This is a genomic window from Duganella lactea, from assembly GCF_009857505.1.
Lineage (GTDB): Bacteria > Pseudomonadota > Gammaproteobacteria > Burkholderiales > Burkholderiaceae_D > Rugamonas > Rugamonas lactea.
The window spans coordinates 148,867-168,142 of record NZ_WWCP01000006.1; the positions used below are offsets into that span (position 1 = coordinate 148,867).

21 protein-coding genes are annotated in these 19,276 nt (G+C 63.2%); 13 read left to right on the forward strand and 8 right to left on the reverse strand.

Going from position 1 to position 19,276, the window contains the following annotated elements; all coding sequences use genetic code 11:
- The first annotated feature begins 57 nt into the window (after window positions 1-57).
- Window positions 58-684 (forward strand): YXWGXW repeat-containing protein, encoded by a 627-nt coding sequence (locus GTP44_RS28000; protein ID WP_160989795.1) that lies wholly within the window; start codon window positions 58-60, stop codon window positions 682-684.
- The gene (locus GTP44_RS08120; protein ID WP_161019039.1) at window positions 684-1,346 is read left to right on the forward strand and encodes a ribonuclease HI family protein; all 663 of its coding nucleotides are present in this window, start codon (window positions 684-686) and stop codon (window positions 1,344-1,346) included. The genes GTP44_RS28000 and GTP44_RS08120 overlap by 1 nt, the downstream gene beginning before the upstream one ends.
- On the opposite strand, the gene GTP44_RS08125 is transcribed toward GTP44_RS08120, so the two are convergent.
- Together GTP44_RS08125 and GTP44_RS08130 are read right to left on the reverse strand one after the other, a co-directional pair.
- Window positions 1,343-2,947: a methyl-accepting chemotaxis protein gene (locus tag GTP44_RS08125; RefSeq protein WP_161019040.1), complete on the reverse strand. Its 1,605-nt coding sequence runs from the start codon at window positions 2,945-2,947 to the stop codon at window positions 1,343-1,345. The two genes, GTP44_RS08120 and GTP44_RS08125, sit on opposite strands and share 4 nt — an antisense overlap.
- Before the next feature lie 85 nt (window positions 2,948-3,032).
- Window positions 3,033-3,527, reverse strand: coding sequence for a chemotaxis protein CheW (locus GTP44_RS08130; protein ID WP_160989792.1), 495 nt, complete (start codon window positions 3,525-3,527; stop codon window positions 3,033-3,035).
- 195 nt (window positions 3,528-3,722) lie between these two features.
- Between GTP44_RS08130 and GTP44_RS08135 the strand changes: the two genes are divergently transcribed.
- A complete protein-coding gene (locus GTP44_RS08135) occupies window positions 3,723-4,382 on the forward strand; it encodes an HD domain-containing protein (RefSeq protein WP_160989791.1) in 660 nt (219 codons plus the stop codon).
- 15 nt (window positions 4,383-4,397) lie between these two features.
- Window positions 4,398-5,627, forward strand: coding sequence for a TCR/Tet family MFS transporter (locus GTP44_RS08140; RefSeq protein WP_161019041.1), 1,230 nt, complete (start codon window positions 4,398-4,400; stop codon window positions 5,625-5,627).
- A 7-nt stretch (window positions 5,628-5,634) separates the two neighbouring features.
- Here the strand turns inward: GTP44_RS08140 and GTP44_RS08145 are convergent, their stop codons facing one another.
- A complete protein-coding gene (locus GTP44_RS08145; RefSeq protein ID WP_229256831.1) occupies window positions 5,635-6,396 on the reverse strand; it encodes an alpha/beta hydrolase in 762 nt (253 codons plus the stop codon).
- A gap of 154 nt (window positions 6,397-6,550) precedes the next feature.
- Between GTP44_RS08145 and GTP44_RS08150 the strand changes: the two genes are divergently transcribed.
- The gene (locus GTP44_RS08150; RefSeq protein ID WP_161019042.1) at window positions 6,551-7,072 is read left to right on the forward strand and encodes a DUF2975 domain-containing protein; all 522 of its coding nucleotides are present in this window, start codon (window positions 6,551-6,553) and stop codon (window positions 7,070-7,072) included.
- Window positions 7,072-7,314, forward strand: coding sequence for a helix-turn-helix domain-containing protein (locus GTP44_RS08155; protein WP_161019043.1), 243 nt, complete (start codon window positions 7,072-7,074; stop codon window positions 7,312-7,314). Before GTP44_RS08150 ends, GTP44_RS08155 begins: the two co-directional genes overlap by 1 nt.
- Here GTP44_RS08155 and GTP44_RS08160 read toward each other — a convergent pair whose 3' ends face one another.
- Complete coding sequence (locus tag GTP44_RS08160) at window positions 7,315-9,207, reverse strand: CocE/NonD family hydrolase (protein WP_161019044.1); 1,893 nt, start codon at window positions 9,205-9,207, stop codon at window positions 7,315-7,317.
- Between the two features lie 519 nt (window positions 9,208-9,726).
- On the opposite strand from GTP44_RS08160, the gene trpS reads away from it, so the two are divergent.
- The 3 genes from trpS to GTP44_RS08175 are packed head-to-tail and all read left to right on the forward strand — an operon-like array spanning window position 9,727 to window position 12,047.
- The gene (gene trpS, locus GTP44_RS08165) at window positions 9,727-10,785 is read left to right on the forward strand and encodes a tryptophan--tRNA ligase (RefSeq protein WP_161019045.1); all 1,059 of its coding nucleotides are present in this window, start codon (window positions 9,727-9,729) and stop codon (window positions 10,783-10,785) included.
- A gap of 23 nt (window positions 10,786-10,808) precedes the next feature.
- Complete coding sequence (locus GTP44_RS08170) at window positions 10,809-11,075, forward strand: DUF1294 domain-containing protein (protein ID WP_229256832.1); 267 nt, start codon at window positions 10,809-10,811, stop codon at window positions 11,073-11,075.
- A 12-nt stretch (window positions 11,076-11,087) separates the two neighbouring features.
- Complete coding sequence (locus GTP44_RS08175) at window positions 11,088-12,047, forward strand: DMT family transporter (RefSeq protein WP_161019046.1); 960 nt, start codon at window positions 11,088-11,090, stop codon at window positions 12,045-12,047.
- Here the strand turns inward: GTP44_RS08175 and GTP44_RS08180 are convergent.
- The 3 genes from GTP44_RS08180 to GTP44_RS08190 all read right to left on the reverse strand — a co-directional run bounded on the left by GTP44_RS08180 (window position 12,044) and on the right by GTP44_RS08190 (window position 15,413).
- Window positions 12,044-12,658 carry an LON peptidase substrate-binding domain-containing protein gene (locus GTP44_RS08180; RefSeq protein WP_161019047.1) on the reverse strand — a complete coding sequence of 205 codons (615 nt, stop codon included), beginning with the start codon at window positions 12,656-12,658 and terminating at the stop codon, window positions 12,044-12,046. The two genes, GTP44_RS08175 and GTP44_RS08180, sit on opposite strands and share 4 nt — an antisense overlap.
- Window positions 12,659-12,798: 140 nt before the next feature.
- On the reverse strand, window positions 12,799-13,089 hold the full coding sequence (locus tag GTP44_RS08185) for an H-NS histone family protein (protein ID WP_161019048.1): 291 nt from the start codon (window positions 13,087-13,089) through the stop codon (window positions 12,799-12,801).
- Between the two features lie 221 nt (window positions 13,090-13,310).
- On the reverse strand, window positions 13,311-15,413 hold the full coding sequence (locus GTP44_RS08190) for a TonB-dependent receptor plug domain-containing protein (RefSeq protein ID WP_371867179.1): 2,103 nt from the start codon (window positions 15,411-15,413) through the stop codon (window positions 13,311-13,313).
- Between GTP44_RS08190 and GTP44_RS27170 the strand changes: the two genes are divergently transcribed.
- Complete coding sequence (locus GTP44_RS27170) at window positions 15,403-15,663, forward strand: hypothetical protein (RefSeq protein WP_202424027.1); 261 nt, start codon at window positions 15,403-15,405, stop codon at window positions 15,661-15,663. The genes GTP44_RS08190 and GTP44_RS27170 overlap by 11 nt on opposite strands.
- Window positions 15,664-15,772: 109 nt before the next feature.
- On the forward strand, window positions 15,773-16,618 hold the full coding sequence (gene asd / locus GTP44_RS08195; RefSeq protein WP_161019050.1) for an archaetidylserine decarboxylase: 846 nt from the start codon (window positions 15,773-15,775) through the stop codon (window positions 16,616-16,618).
- 19 nt (window positions 16,619-16,637) lie between these two features.
- Here asd and GTP44_RS08200 read toward each other — a convergent pair whose 3' ends face one another.
- Window positions 16,638-17,537, reverse strand: coding sequence for a LysR family transcriptional regulator (locus GTP44_RS08200; protein WP_160989781.1), 900 nt, complete (start codon window positions 17,535-17,537; stop codon window positions 16,638-16,640).
- Between the two features lie 115 nt (window positions 17,538-17,652).
- Here GTP44_RS08200 and GTP44_RS08205 point away from each other — a divergent pair, with 115 nt between their 5' ends.
- Both GTP44_RS08205 and GTP44_RS08210 read left to right on the forward strand, forming a co-directional pair.
- Window positions 17,653-18,252, forward strand: coding sequence for an FMN-dependent NADH-azoreductase (locus tag GTP44_RS08205; protein WP_161019051.1), 600 nt, complete (start codon window positions 17,653-17,655; stop codon window positions 18,250-18,252).
- Window positions 18,253-18,293: 41 nt separating this feature from the next.
- A complete protein-coding gene (locus GTP44_RS08210) occupies window positions 18,294-19,175 on the forward strand; it encodes a pirin family protein (RefSeq protein ID WP_161019052.1) in 882 nt (293 codons plus the stop codon).
- Window positions 19,176-19,276: the final 101 nt, after the last annotated feature.

A 19,276-nucleotide genomic window follows, 5' to 3' on the forward strand; every position in this document is an offset into this window, starting at 1 on the left:
GAAACTCGCTTGATATAGTTCGTTCATCAGCAGTTCAAAGGAACGGAGGAAGTCATCATGATCAAGCCAATTTTCGTCACCGCCATGCTCGCACTGAGCGCAGCGGCATTTGCTCCCGCCACCGCCTCGGCGCAGGTCGGCGTGAGCATCGTGATCGGTAACGCACCGCCACCTCCACGCTTTGAAAGTCTGCCGCCGCCGCGCAGCGGCTACGTCTGGGCGCCGGGCTATTGGAACTGGGACGGCTATCGCCACGTCTGGGCCGCCGGCCACTGGGAGCGCGCGCGCCCGGGCAATTACTGGCGCAAGGCAGAATGGGTACGCGAGGGCGGCGGTTGGCGCTTTGCCCCCGGCGGCTGGGTGGTCACCAGCGGTCCGACCCGCGTCGATTACATCACCGTCGCCCCGCCACCGCCACGCTATGAGCGCGTTCCGCCACCACGCCCAGGCTATGTCTGGTCACCAGGCTACTGGGATTGGCGCGGCAACAGCCACGTATGGGTAGGCGGCAACTGGATCGCCTCGCGTCCCGGCTATGTCTACCACCAACCGGGTTGGGAACGGCGTGACGGCCACTGGTATCGTCAGGAGGCGCGCTGGGACCGTGGCCCGAACGGCGACCGCGATCACGACGGCATCCCGAACCGCTACGACCGTCACCCGAATAACCCTCGTCGCGATTAATGGACAACACGGCATTTGAACAATTGGCCACGGCCGCCTTCAAGGGCGAGCGCGTGGCCGCGCGTCGTTTGGCCACCCGCACGGACGTCAGCGAGGCGCAGGCACTATCGCAGGTGCTGACACTGGCCGCCGGCGCGCCCGGATTGGCGCATTTGCTGGCGGAGCGCGCGCTGCTTCGCCAGCGCGACGAACAGCGACGCACGGAGCGACAGGAAAACGCCGCCCACAAACTGGCGCGACGCCAGGCCGGCCGGCAGCCATCGGCCGCGTGGCAAGGCTGGTTCGACGGCTCGGCGCATCCGAATCCGGGCCGTATCGGCATCGGCGCCCTGCTGTGCGGGCCGGATGGGCAGCGGATTGAAATCAGCCGCCGCGCCGGACATGGCAACAGCAGCGAAGCAGAATATCTGGCGCTGACGGCGCTGCTCGAAGCGGCGAAACAGATGGGCGTGACCGGGCTGGCCGTGCGCGGCGACAGCCAGGTGGTGATCAACGATGTGAATTTGGGCGCGGCGCGCGGCGCCAAAGGACTGGAAGAACATCGGGCGCGCGTGCAGGCGCTGATGGCGGCGCTGGGCGAGGTGGAACTACGCTGGCTACCGCGCCACCGCAACGGCGAAGCCGACCGCCTGTCGCAACAGGCGGCAGGTCACGAGGATTAGGCGCCGATACGCAACGATGCCTTCTGCGCGCGCGACGGTTGCAGACGCGGCATGCCGTCCACCTTGAACACACTGACCGCATGCGCCAGCGCAGCGGCCTGCTGCTGCATCGATTCGGCGGCGGCGGCGGCCTGCTCGACCAGCGCCGCGTTTTGCTGCGTCACCGAGTCCATCGAGCCGATCGCCTGGTTGACTTGGGTGATGCCGGCGCTTTGCTCGCTGCTGGCGGCGGTGATTTCCGAAATCATGTCGCTGACCTTTTGCACGCTATTGACAATTTCGCCCATCGTGCTGCCGGCATCGGCCACCAGCTTGCTGCCCTGATTGACCTTGTCCACCGAGTCGCCGATCAGCGCCTTGATTTCCTTGGCGGCGGAGGCGGAACGCTGCGCCAGATTGCGCACTTCGGACGCCACCACCGCAAAGCCGCGGCCCTGCTCGCCGGCGCGCGCCGCTTCCACGGCGGCGTTCAGCGCCAGAATATTGGTCTGGAAGGCGATGCCATCGATGACCGAAATGATGTCGACGATTTTGCTGGACGACTGGTTGATCGAATCCATCGTGCCCACCACTTCCGCCACCACGGCGCCGCCCTTGACGGCAACCTGCGCCGCCGATGCCGCCAGCTGATTGGCCTGGCGCGCGTTGTCGGCGTTGTGCTTGACGGTGGACGTCAGTTCCTCCATCGACGACGCGGTTTCCTCCAGCGCGCTGGCCTGCTGCTCGGTGCGGCGCGACAGGTCGTGATTGCCCTCGGCGATTTCGGTCGACGAGGTGGTGATGTGATCGGTGCCGGTGCGCACCTCGGTGACGATGTTAAGCAGACTGGCATTCATTTCCTTCAGCGCCGACAGCAACTGGCCCGTTTCATCCTTGGCGCTGTCGTCGATATGGCCGGTCAGGTCGCCGCTGGCGACGCGGCGCGCGGCGGCCACGGCTTCCTGCAACGGCCGCACGATGCCGGTGGTGAGCAGCCAGGCGCAGGTGATGCCGAACACCAGCACCAGGGCGGCCAGCGCGAACAGCAAACGGCGGCTGCTGGTGGCCACTTCATCGATGTGGGCGGCGCTGGCGTCGATCTTGGCGCGCTGCATTTTCAGCAATTCGACGATCAGTTCCTGAAACTTGGCGGTGCCCGGCCGGAAGACGTTTTCAAAGATGCGGGTGGCCTCTTCCAGTTCGCCGGCGGTCTTCAGCTTGTTGATCTGGTCGCGCGAGGACAGGTAAATTTTGCGCTGCTCACCGATACGGATGAACAGCTCCTTCTCGTCGGCGTCACTGATCAGGCCCTCGATGCTCTTTTGCAGCTGGGACGAAACGGCCGACGAAGCCTTTGCCTCTTCGGCGAAGTAGGCGCCGAGCGACGGGTCGCCGCTGCGCGCGACGGCGGTGGTGCGGCGGATGCCGCTGTCGATCTTGCCCGACCAGTCGGAGATCATGCGCTCCTTGGCCAACGGCACCTGCATCATTTCGCTGGTGGCCGACGCCACGCCCTGCAAACGCCACACGCTGATGCCGGTGATCAGCATCGCAAACGCCAGAATGATCGTGAAGCCCAACCCCAGGCGTTTGCCGATACTGATATTCGCCAACCTATTCATTCGTGCACCTACCTCTCGGAGTAACAACAAAAACTACACTACGGCATCAGCACCGGGTTCTGCCCGCTGAGATCTTCGCTGGTGGTTATGCCGCCAGCGCCGTGCTTTCGATCAGGCCCATGTCCGCGCTGGACATCAGCTTGTCGATGTCGACCAGAATCAGCATGCGCTCGTCGATCGTGCCCAGGCCGACAATGTGTTCGGTGTTCAGCGCCGAGCCGATTTCCGGCGCCGGTTTGATTTGTTCGTGGGTCAGCGTGGTCACGTCCGACACGCGGTCCACCACCATGCCCACCACGCGGTGGCCGATGTTCAGGATGATGACGACGGTGAACTGGTCGTAGCTTGGCTCACCCAGGTTGAACTTGATGCGCATGTCGACGATCGGCACGATGATGCCGCGCAGGTTGACCACGCCCTTGACGAAGCCCGGCGCGTTGGCGATACGGGTGGGGGTTTCGTAGCTGCGGATCTCGCTGACTTTCTGAATGTCGATGCCATACTCTTCCTGGCCCAGGGTAAAGGCCAGGTATTCGCCGGCGGTGGATGCCGAGGCGTTAAGTTCGGTTACGTTGGACATAGGTTTTCCTCATTACAAAGTTATTGGGCATAATGTTACCCCAAGTCAAGATCAAAGACACCAGATAAATGCACCAAAGCAATAAATAAGCTTATTGCAATTTTCAGATTGCCAATTCGACCACTATTTCTGCTGCACAAGGCTGCCGCCAGCCTGTATGATTTGCCACCAATCGCCAATATTTCAGGGAGACTGATGAATAGCTTGCTTACTGGCTGGCACCCACGCCTGGTCGCCCTTGCCGCCGCCGCGCAGGGCACCGACGGCGCGCATGACACCAACCATCTGCACCGCGTCTGGCGCAACGCCAGCCTGCTGCTGGACGATTATCCCGAGGCCGACGCGCTGGTGGTGCTGGCTGGCTGCTATCTGCACGACCTGGTCAACCTGCCGAAGAACGATCCCGAGCGCCATCTGGCGTCGCGCAAGGCGGCGCTGCTGGCCAGCCGCCAGCTGGCGGCACTGGACTTCCCGCCGAACCAGCTGGCCGCCGTCGCGCACGCCATCGAAAGCCACAGTTTTTCCGCCGGCATCCGCCCGGAGACCATCGAGGCCAAGATCGTGCAGGACGCCGACCGGCTGGACGCGCTGGGCGCGGTCGGACTGGCGCGGCTGTTTTATACCGCCGGCCGCATGGATTCGGCGCTGGCCCATCCGGACGACCCGATGGCGCTGCAGCGCGACCTCAATGACAAGGCCTATGCGCTGGACCATATCGACACCAAGCTGGCCACGCTGCCCGGCAAGATGCAGACCGCCGCCGGTCGCCGCCTGGCCGAGGCGCGCATGCAGGAGCTGATCGCCTTCCGCGACAACTTCATCGCCGAATGGGCCGCCAGCCCGTCCTCGCCGTAACCTTTTCGAGCTTCCATGAGCAAAACCGACGCGGCGGCAGCGCCAGGCAATCTGAATTTTGTACTGGTCTGCATCTTTATCGACATGCTGGGCATCGGCCTGATTGTGCCGGTGCTGCCGGTACTGGTCGGCGAATTCACCGGCACCCGCGAAGGCCAGGCCTATTGGTATGGCATGATGAGCGCCGTTTTCGGCCTGATGCAGTTTCTGTTCATGCCGATGCTGGGCGCGATCAGCGACCGGGTCGGGCGCCGCCCGGTGCTGCTGTACTCGATGGCTGGCATGTGCATCAACTTCCTCACCACCGCGTGGGCGCCGAACCTTGCGTGGCTGTTCCTCGGTCGCGTGATCGGCGGCATGTCGTCGGCCAGCATGTCGGTGGCGTCGGCCTATGCGTCGGATATCTCGACGCCGGAAAACCGCGCCAAGAGCTTCGGCAAGATCGGCGCGGCGTTTGGCCTGGGCTTCATCTGCGGCCCGATGCTGGGCGGCCTGCTGGGCAGCGTCGACCTGCACCTGCCGTTCTATGTGGCCGGGACGCTGTCGGCGGCCAACTTCGTCTACGGTTACTTCGTGGTGCCGGAATCGCTGCCGGCCGACCGCCGCGCGCCGTTCGCGCTGGCCAAACTGAATCCGCTGGCGGCGCTGTACAAGCTGGCGCGCCGCACCGACATTCGCGGCCTGCTGGTGACCTACACGCTGGTGACGCTGGCCGCCATGATGTTGCAGACCACCTGGGTGCTGTACACCACCTTCCGCTTCAACTGGACGCCGGGTCAGAACGGCGCGGCGCTGTTCTGCGTCGGCCTGACGGCGGCGGTGGTGCAGGCCGGCCTGTTGGGCATGCTGATCAAACGCTTCGGCGAGGTGCGGCTATCGGTGCTGGGCCTGGTGTCCGGCACGATCACCTATCTGCTGTATGGCCTGGCGACGCAGGGCTGGATGATGTATGTGCTCATTCTGTGCAACGTGCTGTCGTTCGCCATCGGCCCCGCCCTGCAGAGCATCGTCTCCAAGAGCACGGCGGCGCATGAACAGGGCGAGTTGATGGGGTCGCTGCAATCGATCAGCAGCGTGGGCGTGATCATCATGCCGCTGCTCGGTTCCGCCATTCTGGGCGAAGTCAGCCACCTGCCCGCCGACGACTGGCGCGTGGGCAGCACCTTCTACCTGTGCGCGGCGATGCAGGCGATCGCCATCTTTGTCGCGCGCGCCTACTTCCGCAAACACGCGGCGCCGGCATAAAACCGCGCTAACGCATCGCCATTTCGGCGATGAACTGGCAGTAGGCCGGCCGCGCCACGGGATTCGACAGCACATCATTATGTCCCGCGCCAGGCACCAGCACCAGCCGCCTGGCGGGCGATTGCAACGCGGCATAGACCTTGCTCGCCAAACGCGGCGGCGTCACACCATCGTTCTCGCCCACCAGTACCAACGCCGGCCCAGCGTAGGCCGAAGCGGCGGCCACGTTGTCGATCCCCTGCAATTCAGGACTGGTCCGCAGGCGCACGAACGGCCACACATACCAGGGCAGCATGGCATTGCTCCAGTCGCGCGCATTGGTGGTGGTCGATTCCAGTATCAGGCCGCGCACGGCCGGCCGTTGCTGCGCCACATAAGCGGCGACAAAGCTGCCAAGCGACTGCCCATGCAGCACCACCTTTCCCGGATGGCGGGAGTTGACGTCATCGAAGATCCGCAACGCGTCCTGCTGCAACGCGGCGATGCTTGGCTGGCCCTTGCTGCGGCCATAACCGCGGTAGTCAAAGATCGTCACGTCAGCGCCGCATGGCGCGACGGCGGCCAGCACCTCGGCGCCATGCTGGTCCAGATGAAAGGCGTTGCCGCCGAAATAAAGCACGGTCAGCGCGTTGCCGGGACGGCTGGCGGCAACGCCGTGCAGCGCCGCGCCGGCGCTGGGCAATGCCAGCTCATCGAGCTTCCATCCGGGCGCGCTGGCGGCGTCCAACAGCTGGGTGCGCGGCGGATCATCCGGCCGGTCAGCACGCAAAACATTGCGCTCCCCTACCTGTACCGCACATCCCGACAAGCACACCACCATGGCTAGCGCCAACCGCATACTTTTCATGCCCCACTCCCGTTTTTAAATGTACAATTCACTATATAACAGCAAAAACTTACTGTAAAACGATAATTTAAGAAACATGAAAATTTCTCTGATCCGCGCCTTCCTGTGGCTGTGTGTTGCCGTGCAGGCGACGTTCTTCTTTTTCGCCTGGACCCGCTTCACGCCGGCCATTGGCGGCATCAGCATCGACATCACCGGTGAAGGCGTTAGTGGCGCGGCCAGGCTGGCAATGTCCGCGCGGCAGCGCGCCATTGGGGCGGCGCTCGCTGGCGTGCCGTTGCTGGTGCTGGGATATGGTTTGTGGCGGCTGGACCAATTGCTGCGGAACTTTCGCCGCCGTGATTGGTTCACGCCGCAATCGATCGGCCATCTGCGCGCCTTTGCCGGCGCCACGCTGGCCTCGACCTTGCTGACGATGATCGAGCCGCCGGCGCGCGCCCTCGCCTTCTGGTTGCTGGCCGGCGGCGAGCGTCACCTGTCGGCGGCAATCCGTTCGGAACAGTTGATCTTGCTGCTGGTGTGCGGTCTGTTTTACCTGGTCACGCGGCTGATGCAGGAAGGTAGCCGGCTGGCGGCGGAAAACGAGGCGTTCATCTGATGGCCATCGTCATCAACCTCGATCTGATGCTGGCCAAGCGCAAAATCAAATCGCGCGAACTGGCCGCGTATGTCGGCATCACGGAGCAGAATCTGTCGCTGCTTAAATCCGGCAAGGTGAAAGGCATCCGCTTTGCCACGCTGGAGAAAATCTGCGAGCGGCTCGATTGCCAGCCGGGCGATATCCTGGAACGGACGCCGGACCAGGATAGCGACACCGGCGAGCCGGATGCGACGTTGTAATTACTTCGCTTCGATCACCGGCAGTTCGACCGCGCTGTTGTGGTAGACCTTCAGCGTGGCCTTCTGATAGTCCGCCGGCTTGGCATAGAAGATATTCGGCACATAGGTTTGCGGATTGCGGTCGTACAGCGGGAACCAGCTCGATTGCACCTGCACCATGATGCGGTGGCCCGGCAGGAACACGTGATTCACGTTCGGCAGCGAGAAGCGGTAGCGCTCGACCGCGTTGGGCGGAATCGGCGACGGCGTTTCCAGGCTGTTGCGATAGCGGCCGCGGAAGATGTCCATGCCGATGCCCAGCTGGTAGCCGCCCAGCTCCGGCTGCGACGGCACTTCGTCCGGGTAGACGTCGATCAGTTTCACCACCCAGTCGGCGTCGGTGCCGGTGGTCGAGGCGAACAGGTTGACGACCGGCGCGCCGGCGATCTGCACCTTGGTTTTCAGCGGCGCGGTCACATAGGTCAGCACGTCCGGACGGTCGGAGAAGCTGCGCTGGTCGGACACCAGCCATGGCTGCCAAACATTGCGGTCGCCCATGCGCACCGGACGCGGCACGAACGGCACCGGCTTGGCCGGGTCGGACACGTATGCGTCATAGCCGGCGCTGTCCTTCGGCGCCTCGAAGCCCAGCTTGAAACCATCCTGCAGATAGATCGGCTTGAGCGGCGCGGCGCAGTTGTCAGCGCAGGCCAGCGGCCATTGCGGCAGCTTCTGCCAGCGATTGACGCCGGTCTGGTAGAACAGCACCGGCGGCGTGTCGGCCACCGGCGCGCCGTCCTTCAGATATTGATCGAGGAAAGGCTGCATGAAGTCGCGGCGGAATTCCAGCGCGGTGTCGCCGGTGAATTTGAGCGCGCCGAGCGTCGAGCCTTCGTAATTGACGCCGCTGTGACGCCACGGGCCGACCACCAGGTAGTTCTTGTTGTTGTCCTTGTCCTTCGGCTCCAGCGCCGCGTACACGGCGTAGGCGCCGTAGATGTCTTCCTGGTCCCAGTAGCCGACCACGGTCATGGTGGGCACTTTCAGGTCGCGCTTGGCGAGAATTTTGTCCAGCGCCTGATGCTGCCAGTAGCTGTCGTAGGACGGATGCTCGAACAGTTTTTTGGTGAAGTTGAGCTTGTCCAGGCCGAATTGCGCGGCGTAGCTGGCGGCCGACCCGGCGCGCAGCACGCCTTCGTAATCGTCGTAGACGCCGGTGGCCAGTTGCTTGCCGGCGCCGCGCGCGGCGTTCTGGCTGGCGATGTAGCTCAGGTTGGGCATGCGGAAGGCGCCGTTGTGGAACCAGTCGTCGCCACGCCAGCCGTCGACCATCGGGCTCATCGGCACGGCGACTTTCAGCGCCGGGTGCGGATTGGTCAGCGCCATCAGCACGGTAAAGCCTTCATACGACGAGCCGATCATGCCGACCTTGCCGTTGCTTTCCGGGGTATTCTTGACCAGCCAGTCGATGGTGTCCCAGGCGTCGGTGGACTGGTCGTTGCGGGTGTTGTTCAGCGGGCCGATCAGCGGGCGGGTCATCACGTAGTCGCCCTCGGAGCCATATTTGCCGCGCACGTCCTGGAACACGCGGATGTAGCCTTCGCTGAGCATGGTCTCGTCGCCCTGGGCGCCGGTGGCCAGCACGCTCGGGCTGACGTTGCGGCTGGCGCGGCCGCTGGCGTTGTACGGCGTGCGGGTCAGGACGATGGGCGCGTGTTGGGCGCCGTTCGGGATCAGCAGCACGGTGTGCAGCTTGACGCCGTCGCGCATCGGGATCATGACTTCGCGTTTGACGTAGTCGGCGTTGGGGATGATGGTGTCGAACTGGGCGGGAATGTCAGGCGCCATGGGCGGCGTTTGCGCAAAGACGGGGAAGGACAAGGCAAGCAACGCTGCAACGACGGTAAAACGCATGACGGCTCCACAAGAAAATTTCCGATGGAGCAATATACCACTAATGCAGCAGCTTGAAGAGCACAGCCGTCATGCCCGTCTGGACAACAAGTATGCCGCACATCCATTGTATTAGCTCAGCCTTGAGGGCTGCATGCGATTCGCGAAACTCCGCTCGCAGCTCGGTAAGGCGAATGTCCAACTAGTCTTTTGTGACCAAATGGCTATCGATCAATTGAAACAGGGCCGAGGCAAGTGACTTGAAAGCCACCGTATTGAAGTTGTTCGCCATTTTGGTCTCCTTTTCAGCTTAGGCGCGCGCGCAGAATGGTTCCTGAACTTGACAGACCGGTCATGACCTGCAACCATACGGCCATGATTTTTTATGCCCCGCTTCACACCCGCATGTATTGGCGCCGCTCCTAGCGAGCGCGGCCACTGTACACCCATAGTGATGTGATATTTTTATCAACGCCGCCCTAGTCTGGTGGCGTTTTTGCATCTCAAGCGCCAGACTCGGGGCAACGTTAAGGAACCTTGATGAGTCTGACCGAACCAACCACCGACGCCGTCGCCACCGCACTCGCCGCCGCACCGAAAGGTCCGCAAATCATCCTGACCGGCGACCGTCCGACCGGCCCGCTGCACCTGGGCCACTATGTCGGCAGCCTGCGCAACCGCGTCGACTACCAGCACCAGTTCAAGCAGTTCATCATGCTGGCCGACTCGCAGGCGCTGACCGACAACATGGACGACACCAACAAGGTGCACCGCAACGTCGTCGAAGTGGCGCTGGACTACCTGGCGGTCGGCATCGACCCGGCCAAGTCCACCATCCTGATCCAGTCGCAGATTCCGGAGCTGGCCGAGCTGACTTTCTACTACCTGAACATGGTCACCGTCGCCCGCCTGGAGCGCAACCCGACCGTGAAGGCCGAGATCACCCTGCGCGGCTTCGAGCGCGACATTCCGGCCGGCTTCCTCACCTACCCCGCCTCGCAGGCCGCCGACATCTCGGCCTTCAAGGCCACGCTGGTGCCGGTGGGCGAAGACCAGATTCCGATGATCGAGCAGACCAACGAAATCGTGCGCCGCTTCAACCGCATCGCCAACCAAGACATCCTGGTCGAGTGCAAGGCGCTGGTGCCGGACATCGGCCGCCTGCCGGGCATCGACGGCAAGGCCAAGATGAGCAAATCGCTGGGCAACACCATCAACCTGGGCGCCACCGCGCAGGAAATCAGCGCCGCCGTGAAGAAGGTCTACACCGACCCGCTGCACCTGCGCGTGGAAGATCCCGGCCACCTGGAAGGCAACGTCGCCTTTATTTACCTGGACGCCTTCGATCCTGAAAAGGACCAGCTGGAAGAAATGAAGGCGCACTACGTGCGCGGTGGCCTGGGCGACTCGATCGTCAAGAAACGCCTGGAAGTGGTGCTGCAAGAACTGCTGGCGCCGATCCGCGCGCGCCGCGAAGAGCTGGAAAAAGACAAGGGTTACATCATGCAGATGCTGAAGGAAGGCACCATGCAGGCGCGCGAAGTGGCGGCAAAAACCGCCGATGAAGTCAAGGCCGCGCTCGGCCTGAGCTACTTCTGATCGCGCCCGACGCGGCGCTGACCTTGCTGTGGCTGGCGTCATTCTACGGCGTCGCCAGCGTCGCCTGTTTTATCGCCTACGCGATCGACAAGTCGGCGGCCGTCGCGCGGCGCCGCCGCATCGCCGAACGCACCTTGCTGCTGATGGGGCTGTGCTGCGGCTGGCCCGGCGGCCTGCTGGCCCAGCGTCTGCTGCGGCATAAAACGGTCAAGCCCTCGTTTCAGCTGGCCTACTGGTGCAGCGTGGCCGCCAACGTCGCCGGCGTCTGGTGGCTGAGCACTGTCTACTAAGGATTTGCGACGATGTGGCAAGGCGTGTTGTGTGGTTTGCTGGCGGGTGCGCTGTGGGGCATGGTGTTTGTGGCGCCGGTCTTCCTCAGCCACTTCACGCCGCTGGAAATGGCGTGCGGGCGCTACATCGCCTATGGCCTGATCGCCGCCGTCGTGATGTCGACCCGCCTGCCGCCGCTGCTGCGCCGGTTGGACCGGACCGACCTGATCGCCATGGTCAAGCACGCGCTGAGCGGCAACATCGTCTATTACATGCTGCTCGCGCTCGGCGTGAAGTTCGCCGGCGTGGCGGCCACCTCGCTGATCATCGGCGTGCTGCCGATCTCGGTCACGCTGATGGGCCAGAAAGATCACGGCGCGGTGCCGCTCAAGCAGCTGGCGTGGCCGCTGCTGCTGGTCGCGGCCGGCATCGCCTGCATCAATATCGATGTCTTTACCCACGATGTCGGCAACGGCATGCCGCTGAACCACAAACTGTTCGGCGTGCTGTGCGCGGCCGGCGCGCTGGCGTGCTGGACCTGGTACTCGGTCGACAACGCGCGCTACCTGAAGCGCAATCCGCATTTCAGCAGCGGCGAATGGTCGGCGCTATATGGCGTGTCCAGCGGCCTGATCGCGCTGGTGATCGCGCTGGTGGCGCTGGCCTTCTTCCACGGCGACGTGACCGGCGCGGCGGCGGTTGCAAGCGGACGCGACTGGGCCTTGTTCTGGATCGTCAATGGCGTGATCGCGCTGGGCGCGTCGGCCATCGGCAACCATCTGTGGAATATCGCCAGTCGCAAGGTGCCGCTGACCTTGTCCGGTCAGTTGATCCTGTTCGAGACGCTGTTCGCGCTGCTGTACGGCTTCATCTACAAGCAGCAATTCCCGCGCGGCCTGGAAATCGCGGCGATGCTGCTGCTGGCGGCCGGCGTGATGTGGTCGGTGCGCATCCACGCGCTGGACGACCCCAGCGCGGCGCACGCCAATTAATCGAGCAAGCCGTTCTCGCTCAACACGTCCTGCACCAGCTCCAGCCGTAGCACCGGATTTTCCTGTAGCAGCAGACGCTGCTTCTCTTCCAGGTCCAGCCGCAGCAGTTCACACCAGCGGTTGGCCACCCAGCCGGCCTCATCCAAGCGGTACGGCGGCGCCAGCGACATGTTGGCGGTGGAAATCTGTTTCTTCTGTAGCGAGCGGATCAGCGCGCCCAGCGCGTTGGCCACGTCCTGCTGTTCGCTCGGGATGGGGACCACCATGTCTTCCGCCACCTCGTCCACCTCGGCCATCCAGAGGCCGTGTTTCAGCTGTTCGGCGGACTTGACCTGGAAGCGCGTGGTGCCGATGCAGGAAATTTGCAGCAATCCCGGCAGCGGCGCGCTCCAGTCGAGAATGCGCGCCATGGTGCCGCAGGCCGACAGTGTTTCATGCTGATCCGGCACGCGCACTTCGCTGCCGTCGAGCAGCGAGACCACGCCGAATTCCTCGCCTTTGGCGATGCAGCGTTTAATCAAATCAAGATAGCGCACTTCAAACACCTGCAACGGCAAATGGCCGTCAGGGAAGAGGATGGTTTTGAGTGGAAAAAGTGGAATGGATGGCATTTCGCAATCATCTCACGAAACGCTTCAGTCCGGCTCATTGCCGGATGAAAAAGCGACGCGGCGGCACGGCGCCGATTAAATAAAAAAGCTGGCGCGGGTTTATCCGCGATAAACCCGATCGACCAGCTTTTGCGCAGCGATTACTTAATCAGATAATCGTCTTTGTTCTTGCCTTCGAGCCATTTTGGAGCGCGGCCACGGCCGGTCCAGGTTTGGCCGGTCGCGTCATCGCGGTATTTGGTTGGCACCGGCGCGCGCGGCTTGGACGTCTTCACCTTGGCCGGGCCGCCCAGGTCGGCGATGGTCAGGCCATATTCGCGCATGATGGTCGCGATTTTATCTTTCGCCTTCGAGATTTCATCTTTGCGGGCGGTTTCGGCCAGATTCTCCAGTTCGGCGATCTTGGCTTTGTATTCCTGGTAAGTCGTCATCTTATTTCCTTCTTATCGATGGGTCAGATTTTATAAAAACCACAAGTGACAATGTGTGAGATTTGATAGGCGCAATTTACCATAAGTCAGCAGGTATATTCCAGATATATCCTAACAAATACCAATATAGCGATAAAAACGAATATTTTCCACAACTGTTTGCTGGTGAATATATAAACGCACCACATAAACAATCGAATCGCCTTTGCCGCGAATACGCTTTAGAAGCGGGTTTCCACGGTAAGGCGAAATTGCGCCTCGCCGTTGTTCACCGTGGTGCGGTTAAGCGCGCCGTTGGCGTCGGTATAGATGCTTTCGCTGGTGTAGTCCTGCGCCAGCAGGTTGGAGACGGCCAGCCGCAGCTTGTTTTGCGGATCAAGTTGCCACAAGGCGTAGACGTCGAGGTCGCGCCGCACCGAGGTGTAGCCGCCCTGGGTGCCGCTGATGCGCGCCAGGCCGCCATTGCGGAAACTGAAATTGCCGCCGGTGCTCAATTGGCCGCCGGGCGCCTTGTAGTCGACGCCCAACGTGGCGCTGAGCGGCACCTGCTGATCCAGGCGATTGTCCGGGCCCGGCACGGAGTCGACCCGCGACCAGTTGCGGCTGACACTGGCGCGCAGGTCCAGCTTGGGCGCGTTATCCATCAGCACGCTGGCCGGCAGCTTGGCTTCCAGTTCAATGCCGCGCGTGACTGCCAGGCCATCGTTGATGGCGTTCGCGACCCAGCGGCCCGCTTCGTAGAACAAGCCCTGACGGGTGTAGTTGCCGATGCGGCGGACCGAGGCGCTGGCGCTCAGCAAGCCGCCCTCGCCCCAGTAATGTTCAAACGATGCGTCCAGGCCCAGCGCCAGTTCCGGCTTCAGATCGGGATTGCCGCGACGGTCGGGTTCGGTCGGGCTGTTGTTGGTGGAGGTGAATCTGCGCGGAATCAGCGCGGCCGCCGAGGGCGCCTTGTAGGTGCGGGTCAGCGCCAGGCGGATCTGGTCTTTTTTGTTGGGCAGCTTGAGCAGCGTTTGCATCAGCGGGCTCAGCACGCTGGAACGGTTTTGCACGGCGTCGATGCTGCCGCCGTCGGCGCGGGTGTCCAGCCCCTCCCAGCGCACGCCGGTGTAGATCGACCAGTTGGGCGTGATATTCCACTCATCCTGGCCGTACAGCGCCAGCCGTGTGACGCGGGCATTGAAACCCTCGTCGCTATTCATCGGCACGCTGCCCGGCAGATCGGCATCGCGCTGGATGCGGCGGTCATCCCGTCCGGTGACGCCGGCGTCCCAGCCGAGCGACAGCGCATGTTCCACCGCCGCCTCGGTGCTGGCCGGCGTGCCGAAGGTGAACGGTGTCGAATACTTGCCCTGGCTGCTGAAGCCCTGCTCGCTGCTCGCCGAGTGCACGGTGCGGTACAGCGTGGCGGGCGCGCCACGGTTGCCGCCCAACTGCTGCGAATCGGTCGTGTTGCGGTTGGCGCTGACGGCGGCTTTCAGCTCCAGCCTGGCGCCCGCCTCCAGTTTGTGCACCCAGTTCAGGTCGGTGCGACCAAAGCCGCTGTGGCTGCTGTGGCTGCTGTAGCTGCTGTCGATACGGTCGTACTCCGGCCACGCGCCGAATCTCACATCGGTGCGGCTGCGGCCGTCGCTGGCGAAGCTGTTCCAGTTGACGAAGGATTGCGAGGTCAGCGTATCGCCGTTGTCCAGCATCCAGTTGATGCGCGGCGACAGGTTGATGCCGTCGCCGTGGCCGGCGTCCTGCGAGGTGATGTCGCGGCCGAGATTCGGGATGCCGGCGGCGTCGGCGCCGATTTCGCTGGTCGGCGTGGCGCGGTCGTACCGGAAACGCCAGGCGTTGGCGCCGAGCGAATACGAGCTGGCGCCATGTTTGTCCGACATTTGCAGGCTGGCGCTGGACGAACTGGCGCCGCTGCTCTTGGCCTGGCTGAATTTGGCTTCGCGCTGGGCGGATTTGATCGCCTTCTTGAGCACGATATTAATCGTGCCGGCGATCGACTGCGTGCTGAACTCGGCGCTGGCGGCGCGCAGCACCTCGATGCGCTCGATCACATCCGGCGACAGCGAGTCGATGGCGAACCCGGCCGGCGCGCGTTCGCCGTTGATCAGGATCTGCGTGTAGCCGGCGCCCAGGCCGCGCATGCGAATCTCGCCGCCGCCACGTCCGGCCGCGCCACCGACGGTAATGCCGGGCAGGCGCTTGAGCACATCATTAATCGAGGTGTCGCCATATTTCTGGATTTCCTCGGCGCTGACCACCGTTTTGCTGGCGGTATCATCACGGCGCGGATCATATTTGGCGGCGGAGCTTTTGATTTCCACCTTCACTATTTCCTGTTGTTTCGGCTGCTCCACGTCCGCCATGGCGGCGGATGCAACCCCAACAGAAAACACAGCGGCGGCGATTCGCGTCAAACGGATAGGCATCAGGCAAGCTCGGGCAAGTTTTCAGAATGCCGGAATTATGCCTTGGTTCAATAGAAAATATTCAATATTTGGCAATGAAATTTTGCCTGCAATCAAGCTAGCGCGGCTGGCCGCCGCACAATCGGCGATTTTTAAAACAGGTTGAGGAATAAGTCCGTGATCAGCCCCACCCATGAGAATGTGATCAACCTCCGCGCCGTGGTGCGCAAGGCAACGTTATAATGCGCGATCATTAATTTGTATGGATTGCCATCGTGTCCGATCGCCTTGCCGTTTTGCCGCAATACCTGCTTCCCAAGGGAGCGCTGACCAATCTCGCGGGCCGCATCGCCGGCGCCAGGGGCGGCAATTACACCACCGGGCTGATCCGCTGGTTTGTCGGCCGCTATAACGTCAATATGGACGAGGCGCTGGACCCGCATATCGCCCATTACAAAACATTCAACGACTTCTTTACCCGCGCGCTGCGCCCGGACGCCCGCCCGCTGGCCGACGCCGCCTACATCTGCCCGGTCGACGGCCGCATCAGCCAGTTCGGCGACATCGAGGACGACCAGATCTTCCAGGCCAAGGGCCATCGCTTCAGCACCACCGCGCTGGTCGGCGGCGACGCCCAACTGGCGGCGCAATTCCAGCACGGCAGCTTCGCCAATCTGTACCTGAGCCCGCGCGACTATCACCGCATCCACATGCCGGTCGACGGCAAGCTGACCCGCATGATCTACGTGCCGGGCGAACTGTTCTCGGTCAACCCGACCACCGCGCGCGGCATTCCCGGCCTGTTCGCCCGCAACGAGCGCGTGGTCTGCGTGTTCGACACCGCCCACGGCCCGTTCGTCATGACGCTGGTCGGCGCCACCATCGTCGGCAGCATGGCCACCGTGTGGCACGGCGTGGTCAACCCGCCGCGCCTGGCGCAAGTCACCGAATGGCAGTACGGCGACCAGAACATCGTGCTGAAAAAAGGCGATGAACTGGGCCGCTTCCTGCTCGGCTCGACCGTGGTCATGCTGTTCCAGAAGGATGTGCTGAAGTTCAATTCCGGCTGGCAGCCGGCAGCACCGGTCAAACTCGGCGAAACGATGGCCGACTTGAAATAAGCCCCCTGCGGATCGGCGGCTATGCGGACTGCGCGAAACTCTGCTCCAGCATATCGAGAAACGCCCTGGTCTTGGCCGGCATCAGCCGGCGGCCGGGGAACACCGCCCACGCAACCACGGTGGGAAACGCCCATTCCGGCAATACCCGGACCAGCTCCCCCGTCTGCAGCGCTTCCCGCGCAAACACCTCGGTCGAGGCGGCGATGCCGGCGCCGGTCTTGGCCATGCGCACCAGCATTTCCGGCGAGTTCGCCAGCAGCCTGACCGGCAACTCCCGCTGCCATTCGGTTTTACCACGCAGCAGCTTCCAGCGTATCAAGCCGTTCACGCGGGGCGGCAGACTCAGTAAATCGTGACGGAACAGATCGTCCGGATGCTCCGGCAGGCCGCGCAGGTTGGTGTACAGCGGCGAGGCGTACAGTCCCAGCGAGGTCAGCGTGATGCGCCGCGCCGCCAGCGTGGCGTCATCCGGCAAGTTGCCCATGCGGATAGCCAGGTCGAAGCCCTCCGCCACCAGATCCACCCGCCGCGGCGACAAATCCAGCTCCAGCGAAATGGCCGGATAGCGGTCCATGAAGCTTGCCATGGCCGCACTGACCGCGCCGTTGACGAAATCGGCCGGCATCGACACCCGCAGCAGCCCGGCGGGCGCGACCTGCCGGTGCTGCACCAGCGCGCCAGCGGCCTCGGTCTCGTCGGCCACCTTCTGCGCATGGTCCAGCAGGCTGGCGCCGAATTCGGTCAGCACCAGTTTGCGCGTGGTGCGCTGGAGCAGGCGCTCGCCCAGCTTCGCTTCAAGCAGCGTGATCCGCCGTGATACGGTCGATTTCGGCAATCGCACCCGCTCCGCCGCCAGGCTGAAGCTGCCGCATTCCACGATACGGGCGAACAACAACAGATCACCAGGGTCGATATCCATACAATTGTTCCATTTTTGGATTAATGTTATCCATTTTAGCCTCTTCCGGATGGTTTTTGAAACGGTTAAAGTGACTCCATCGACGCAGCACTCACCAACATTTAGGAGCAACACCATGAACATCCTGCAAATCAACTCCAGCGCACGTAGCACCGGTTCCGAATCCACCCGTCTGGCCGATGCGCTGGTCGCCAAGATCAGCGCCACCGCCCCAGGCGCCGCCATCACCCGCCGCGACCTGGCGGCGAACCCGCACCCGGTACTGGACGAGCTGGCCCTGCAAGCCCTGTTCACCCCGGCTGATCAGCGGACGCCGGAACAAGCCGCCCGCGTGGCGCTGGACGACGCCCTGATCGCCCAGGTGCAGGCGGCGGATGTGATCGTGATCGGCGCGCCAACCTACAACTTCGGCGTGACCGCCCAGCTAAAAACCTGGTTCGACGCGATTGCCCGCGCCGGCGTGACCTTCAAGTACGGCCCGACCGGCCCGATCGGTCTGCTGACCGGCAAGAAAGTCTACGTTGCCCTGTCGCGCGGCGGCATCCATCGCGACGGTCCGACCGATACGCAACTGGCACACATCAAGATGTTCCTGAACTTCGTCGGCCTGACCGATGTGCAGTATGTATTCGCCGAAGGCATGGGCATGGGCCCGGAAGCCGTGGCCAAGGCGCAAGCCGAGGCGGCAGCAGAAATCAACGCGGTTCTGGTGTAAGCACCAGCGGCGGCGCAATCCACTAACGAATGGAGAATGACATGACCGATCAAGCAAGCGACAAAGTAAGCACCCCGCGCAGCGTGGAACGCATCATCACCGGCCAGGCCGTGATGGACGGCGCCGGCGTCAAGATCAATCGCGTGTTGACCCAGACGCTGCAGCGCCGCCTCGATCCCTTCCTGATGCTGGATAACTTCGGCAGCGACCAGGCCAACGATTACATCGCCGGCTTCCCGAGCCACCCGCACCGCGGCTTTGAAACCGTGACGTATATGATCGAGGGCCGCATGCGCCACAAGGACAGCGCCGGCAACGAGGGCCTGCTGACCAACGGCGGCGTGCAATGGATGACCGCCGGCCGCGGCGTGATCCACTCGGAAATGCCGGAGCAGGAAGACGGCGTGATGGAAGGCTTCCAGCTGTGGCTGAACCTGCCCGCCCGCGACAAGATGCGCGCGCCGTGGTATCGCGACTTCAACGGCGCCGACGTGCCGGCCTTCAGCACGGCGGCCGGCGCCAAGGTCAAGGTGATCGCCGGCCGTTCGCACGGCATCGACGGCGCGGTGCAGCGCGCAGTGACCGAGCCGCTGTACATCGACGTCGACCTGCCGGCCGGCGCCTCGTTCAGCCAGCTGCTGCCGGAAGGCCATAACGCCTTCCTCTTCACCTACCGAGGCACGGTGAGCGTCGACGGCAAGGCGGTGGCGACCGGCCGCATGGCGATCCTGGCCAACACCAAGGGCGCCGACGGCGTGGTCATCACGGCCGACGCGGCCAGCCGCTTCATCCTGATCGCCGGCCAGCCGCTGAACGAGCCGATCGCGCAGTACGGCCCGTTCGTGATGAACACGCAAGCCGAGCTCCAGACCGCCGTGGAAGATTTCCGCGCCGGCAAACTGGGCGAAGAAGCCCAGGCGTAAGCGTTACCACAGCCACCAGGCGCAGGCCACCTGCTCCTGGGGCTGCCGATTTCATCTCTCCCTGTTTGGCCGGGCTCATGCCCGGCCATTTTTTTGAGATA

What these genes read in the sequence shown, in the direction of transcription:
- GTP44_RS08130 (WP_160989792.1), bottom strand. Translation starts at nt 3,527, where the DNA reads ATGTCCAACGTAACCGAACTTAACGCCTCGGCATCCACCGCCGGCGAA.
- GTP44_RS08205 (WP_161019051.1), top strand. Translation starts at nt 17,653, where the DNA reads ATGAACATCCTGCAAATCAACTCCAGCGCACGTAGCACCGGTTCCGAA.
- GTP44_RS08120 (WP_161019039.1), top strand. Translation starts at nt 684, where the DNA reads ATGGACAACACGGCATTTGAACAATTGGCCACGGCCGCCTTCAAGGGC.
- GTP44_RS08210 (WP_161019052.1), top strand. Translation starts at nt 18,294, where the DNA reads ATGACCGATCAAGCAAGCGACAAAGTAAGCACCCCGCGCAGCGTGGAA.
- GTP44_RS28000 (WP_160989795.1), top strand. Translation starts at nt 58, where the DNA reads ATGATCAAGCCAATTTTCGTCACCGCCATGCTCGCACTGAGCGCAGCG.
- trpS (WP_161019045.1), top strand. Translation starts at nt 9,727, where the DNA reads ATGAGTCTGACCGAACCAACCACCGACGCCGTCGCCACCGCACTCGCC.
- GTP44_RS08200 (WP_160989781.1), bottom strand. Translation starts at nt 17,537, where the DNA reads ATGGATATCGACCCTGGTGATCTGTTGTTGTTCGCCCGTATCGTGGAA.
- GTP44_RS08160 (WP_161019044.1), bottom strand. Translation starts at nt 9,207, where the DNA reads ATGCGTTTTACCGTCGTTGCAGCGTTGCTTGCCTTGTCCTTCCCCGTC.
- GTP44_RS08140 (WP_161019041.1), top strand. Translation starts at nt 4,398, where the DNA reads ATGAGCAAAACCGACGCGGCGGCAGCGCCAGGCAATCTGAATTTTGTA.
- GTP44_RS08180 (WP_161019047.1), bottom strand. Translation starts at nt 12,658, where the DNA reads ATGCCATCCATTCCACTTTTTCCACTCAAAACCATCCTCTTCCCTGAC.
- GTP44_RS08125 (WP_161019040.1), bottom strand. Translation starts at nt 2,947, where the DNA reads ATGAATAGGTTGGCGAATATCAGTATCGGCAAACGCCTGGGGTTGGGC.
- GTP44_RS08185 (WP_161019048.1), bottom strand. Translation starts at nt 13,089, where the DNA reads ATGACGACTTACCAGGAATACAAAGCCAAGATCGCCGAACTGGAGAAT.
- GTP44_RS08135 (WP_160989791.1), top strand. Translation starts at nt 3,723, where the DNA reads ATGAATAGCTTGCTTACTGGCTGGCACCCACGCCTGGTCGCCCTTGCC.
- GTP44_RS08150 (WP_161019042.1), top strand. Translation starts at nt 6,551, where the DNA reads ATGAAAATTTCTCTGATCCGCGCCTTCCTGTGGCTGTGTGTTGCCGTG.
- GTP44_RS08155 (WP_161019043.1), top strand. Translation starts at nt 7,072, where the DNA reads ATGGCCATCGTCATCAACCTCGATCTGATGCTGGCCAAGCGCAAAATC.
- GTP44_RS08175 (WP_161019046.1), top strand. Translation starts at nt 11,088, where the DNA reads ATGTGGCAAGGCGTGTTGTGTGGTTTGCTGGCGGGTGCGCTGTGGGGC.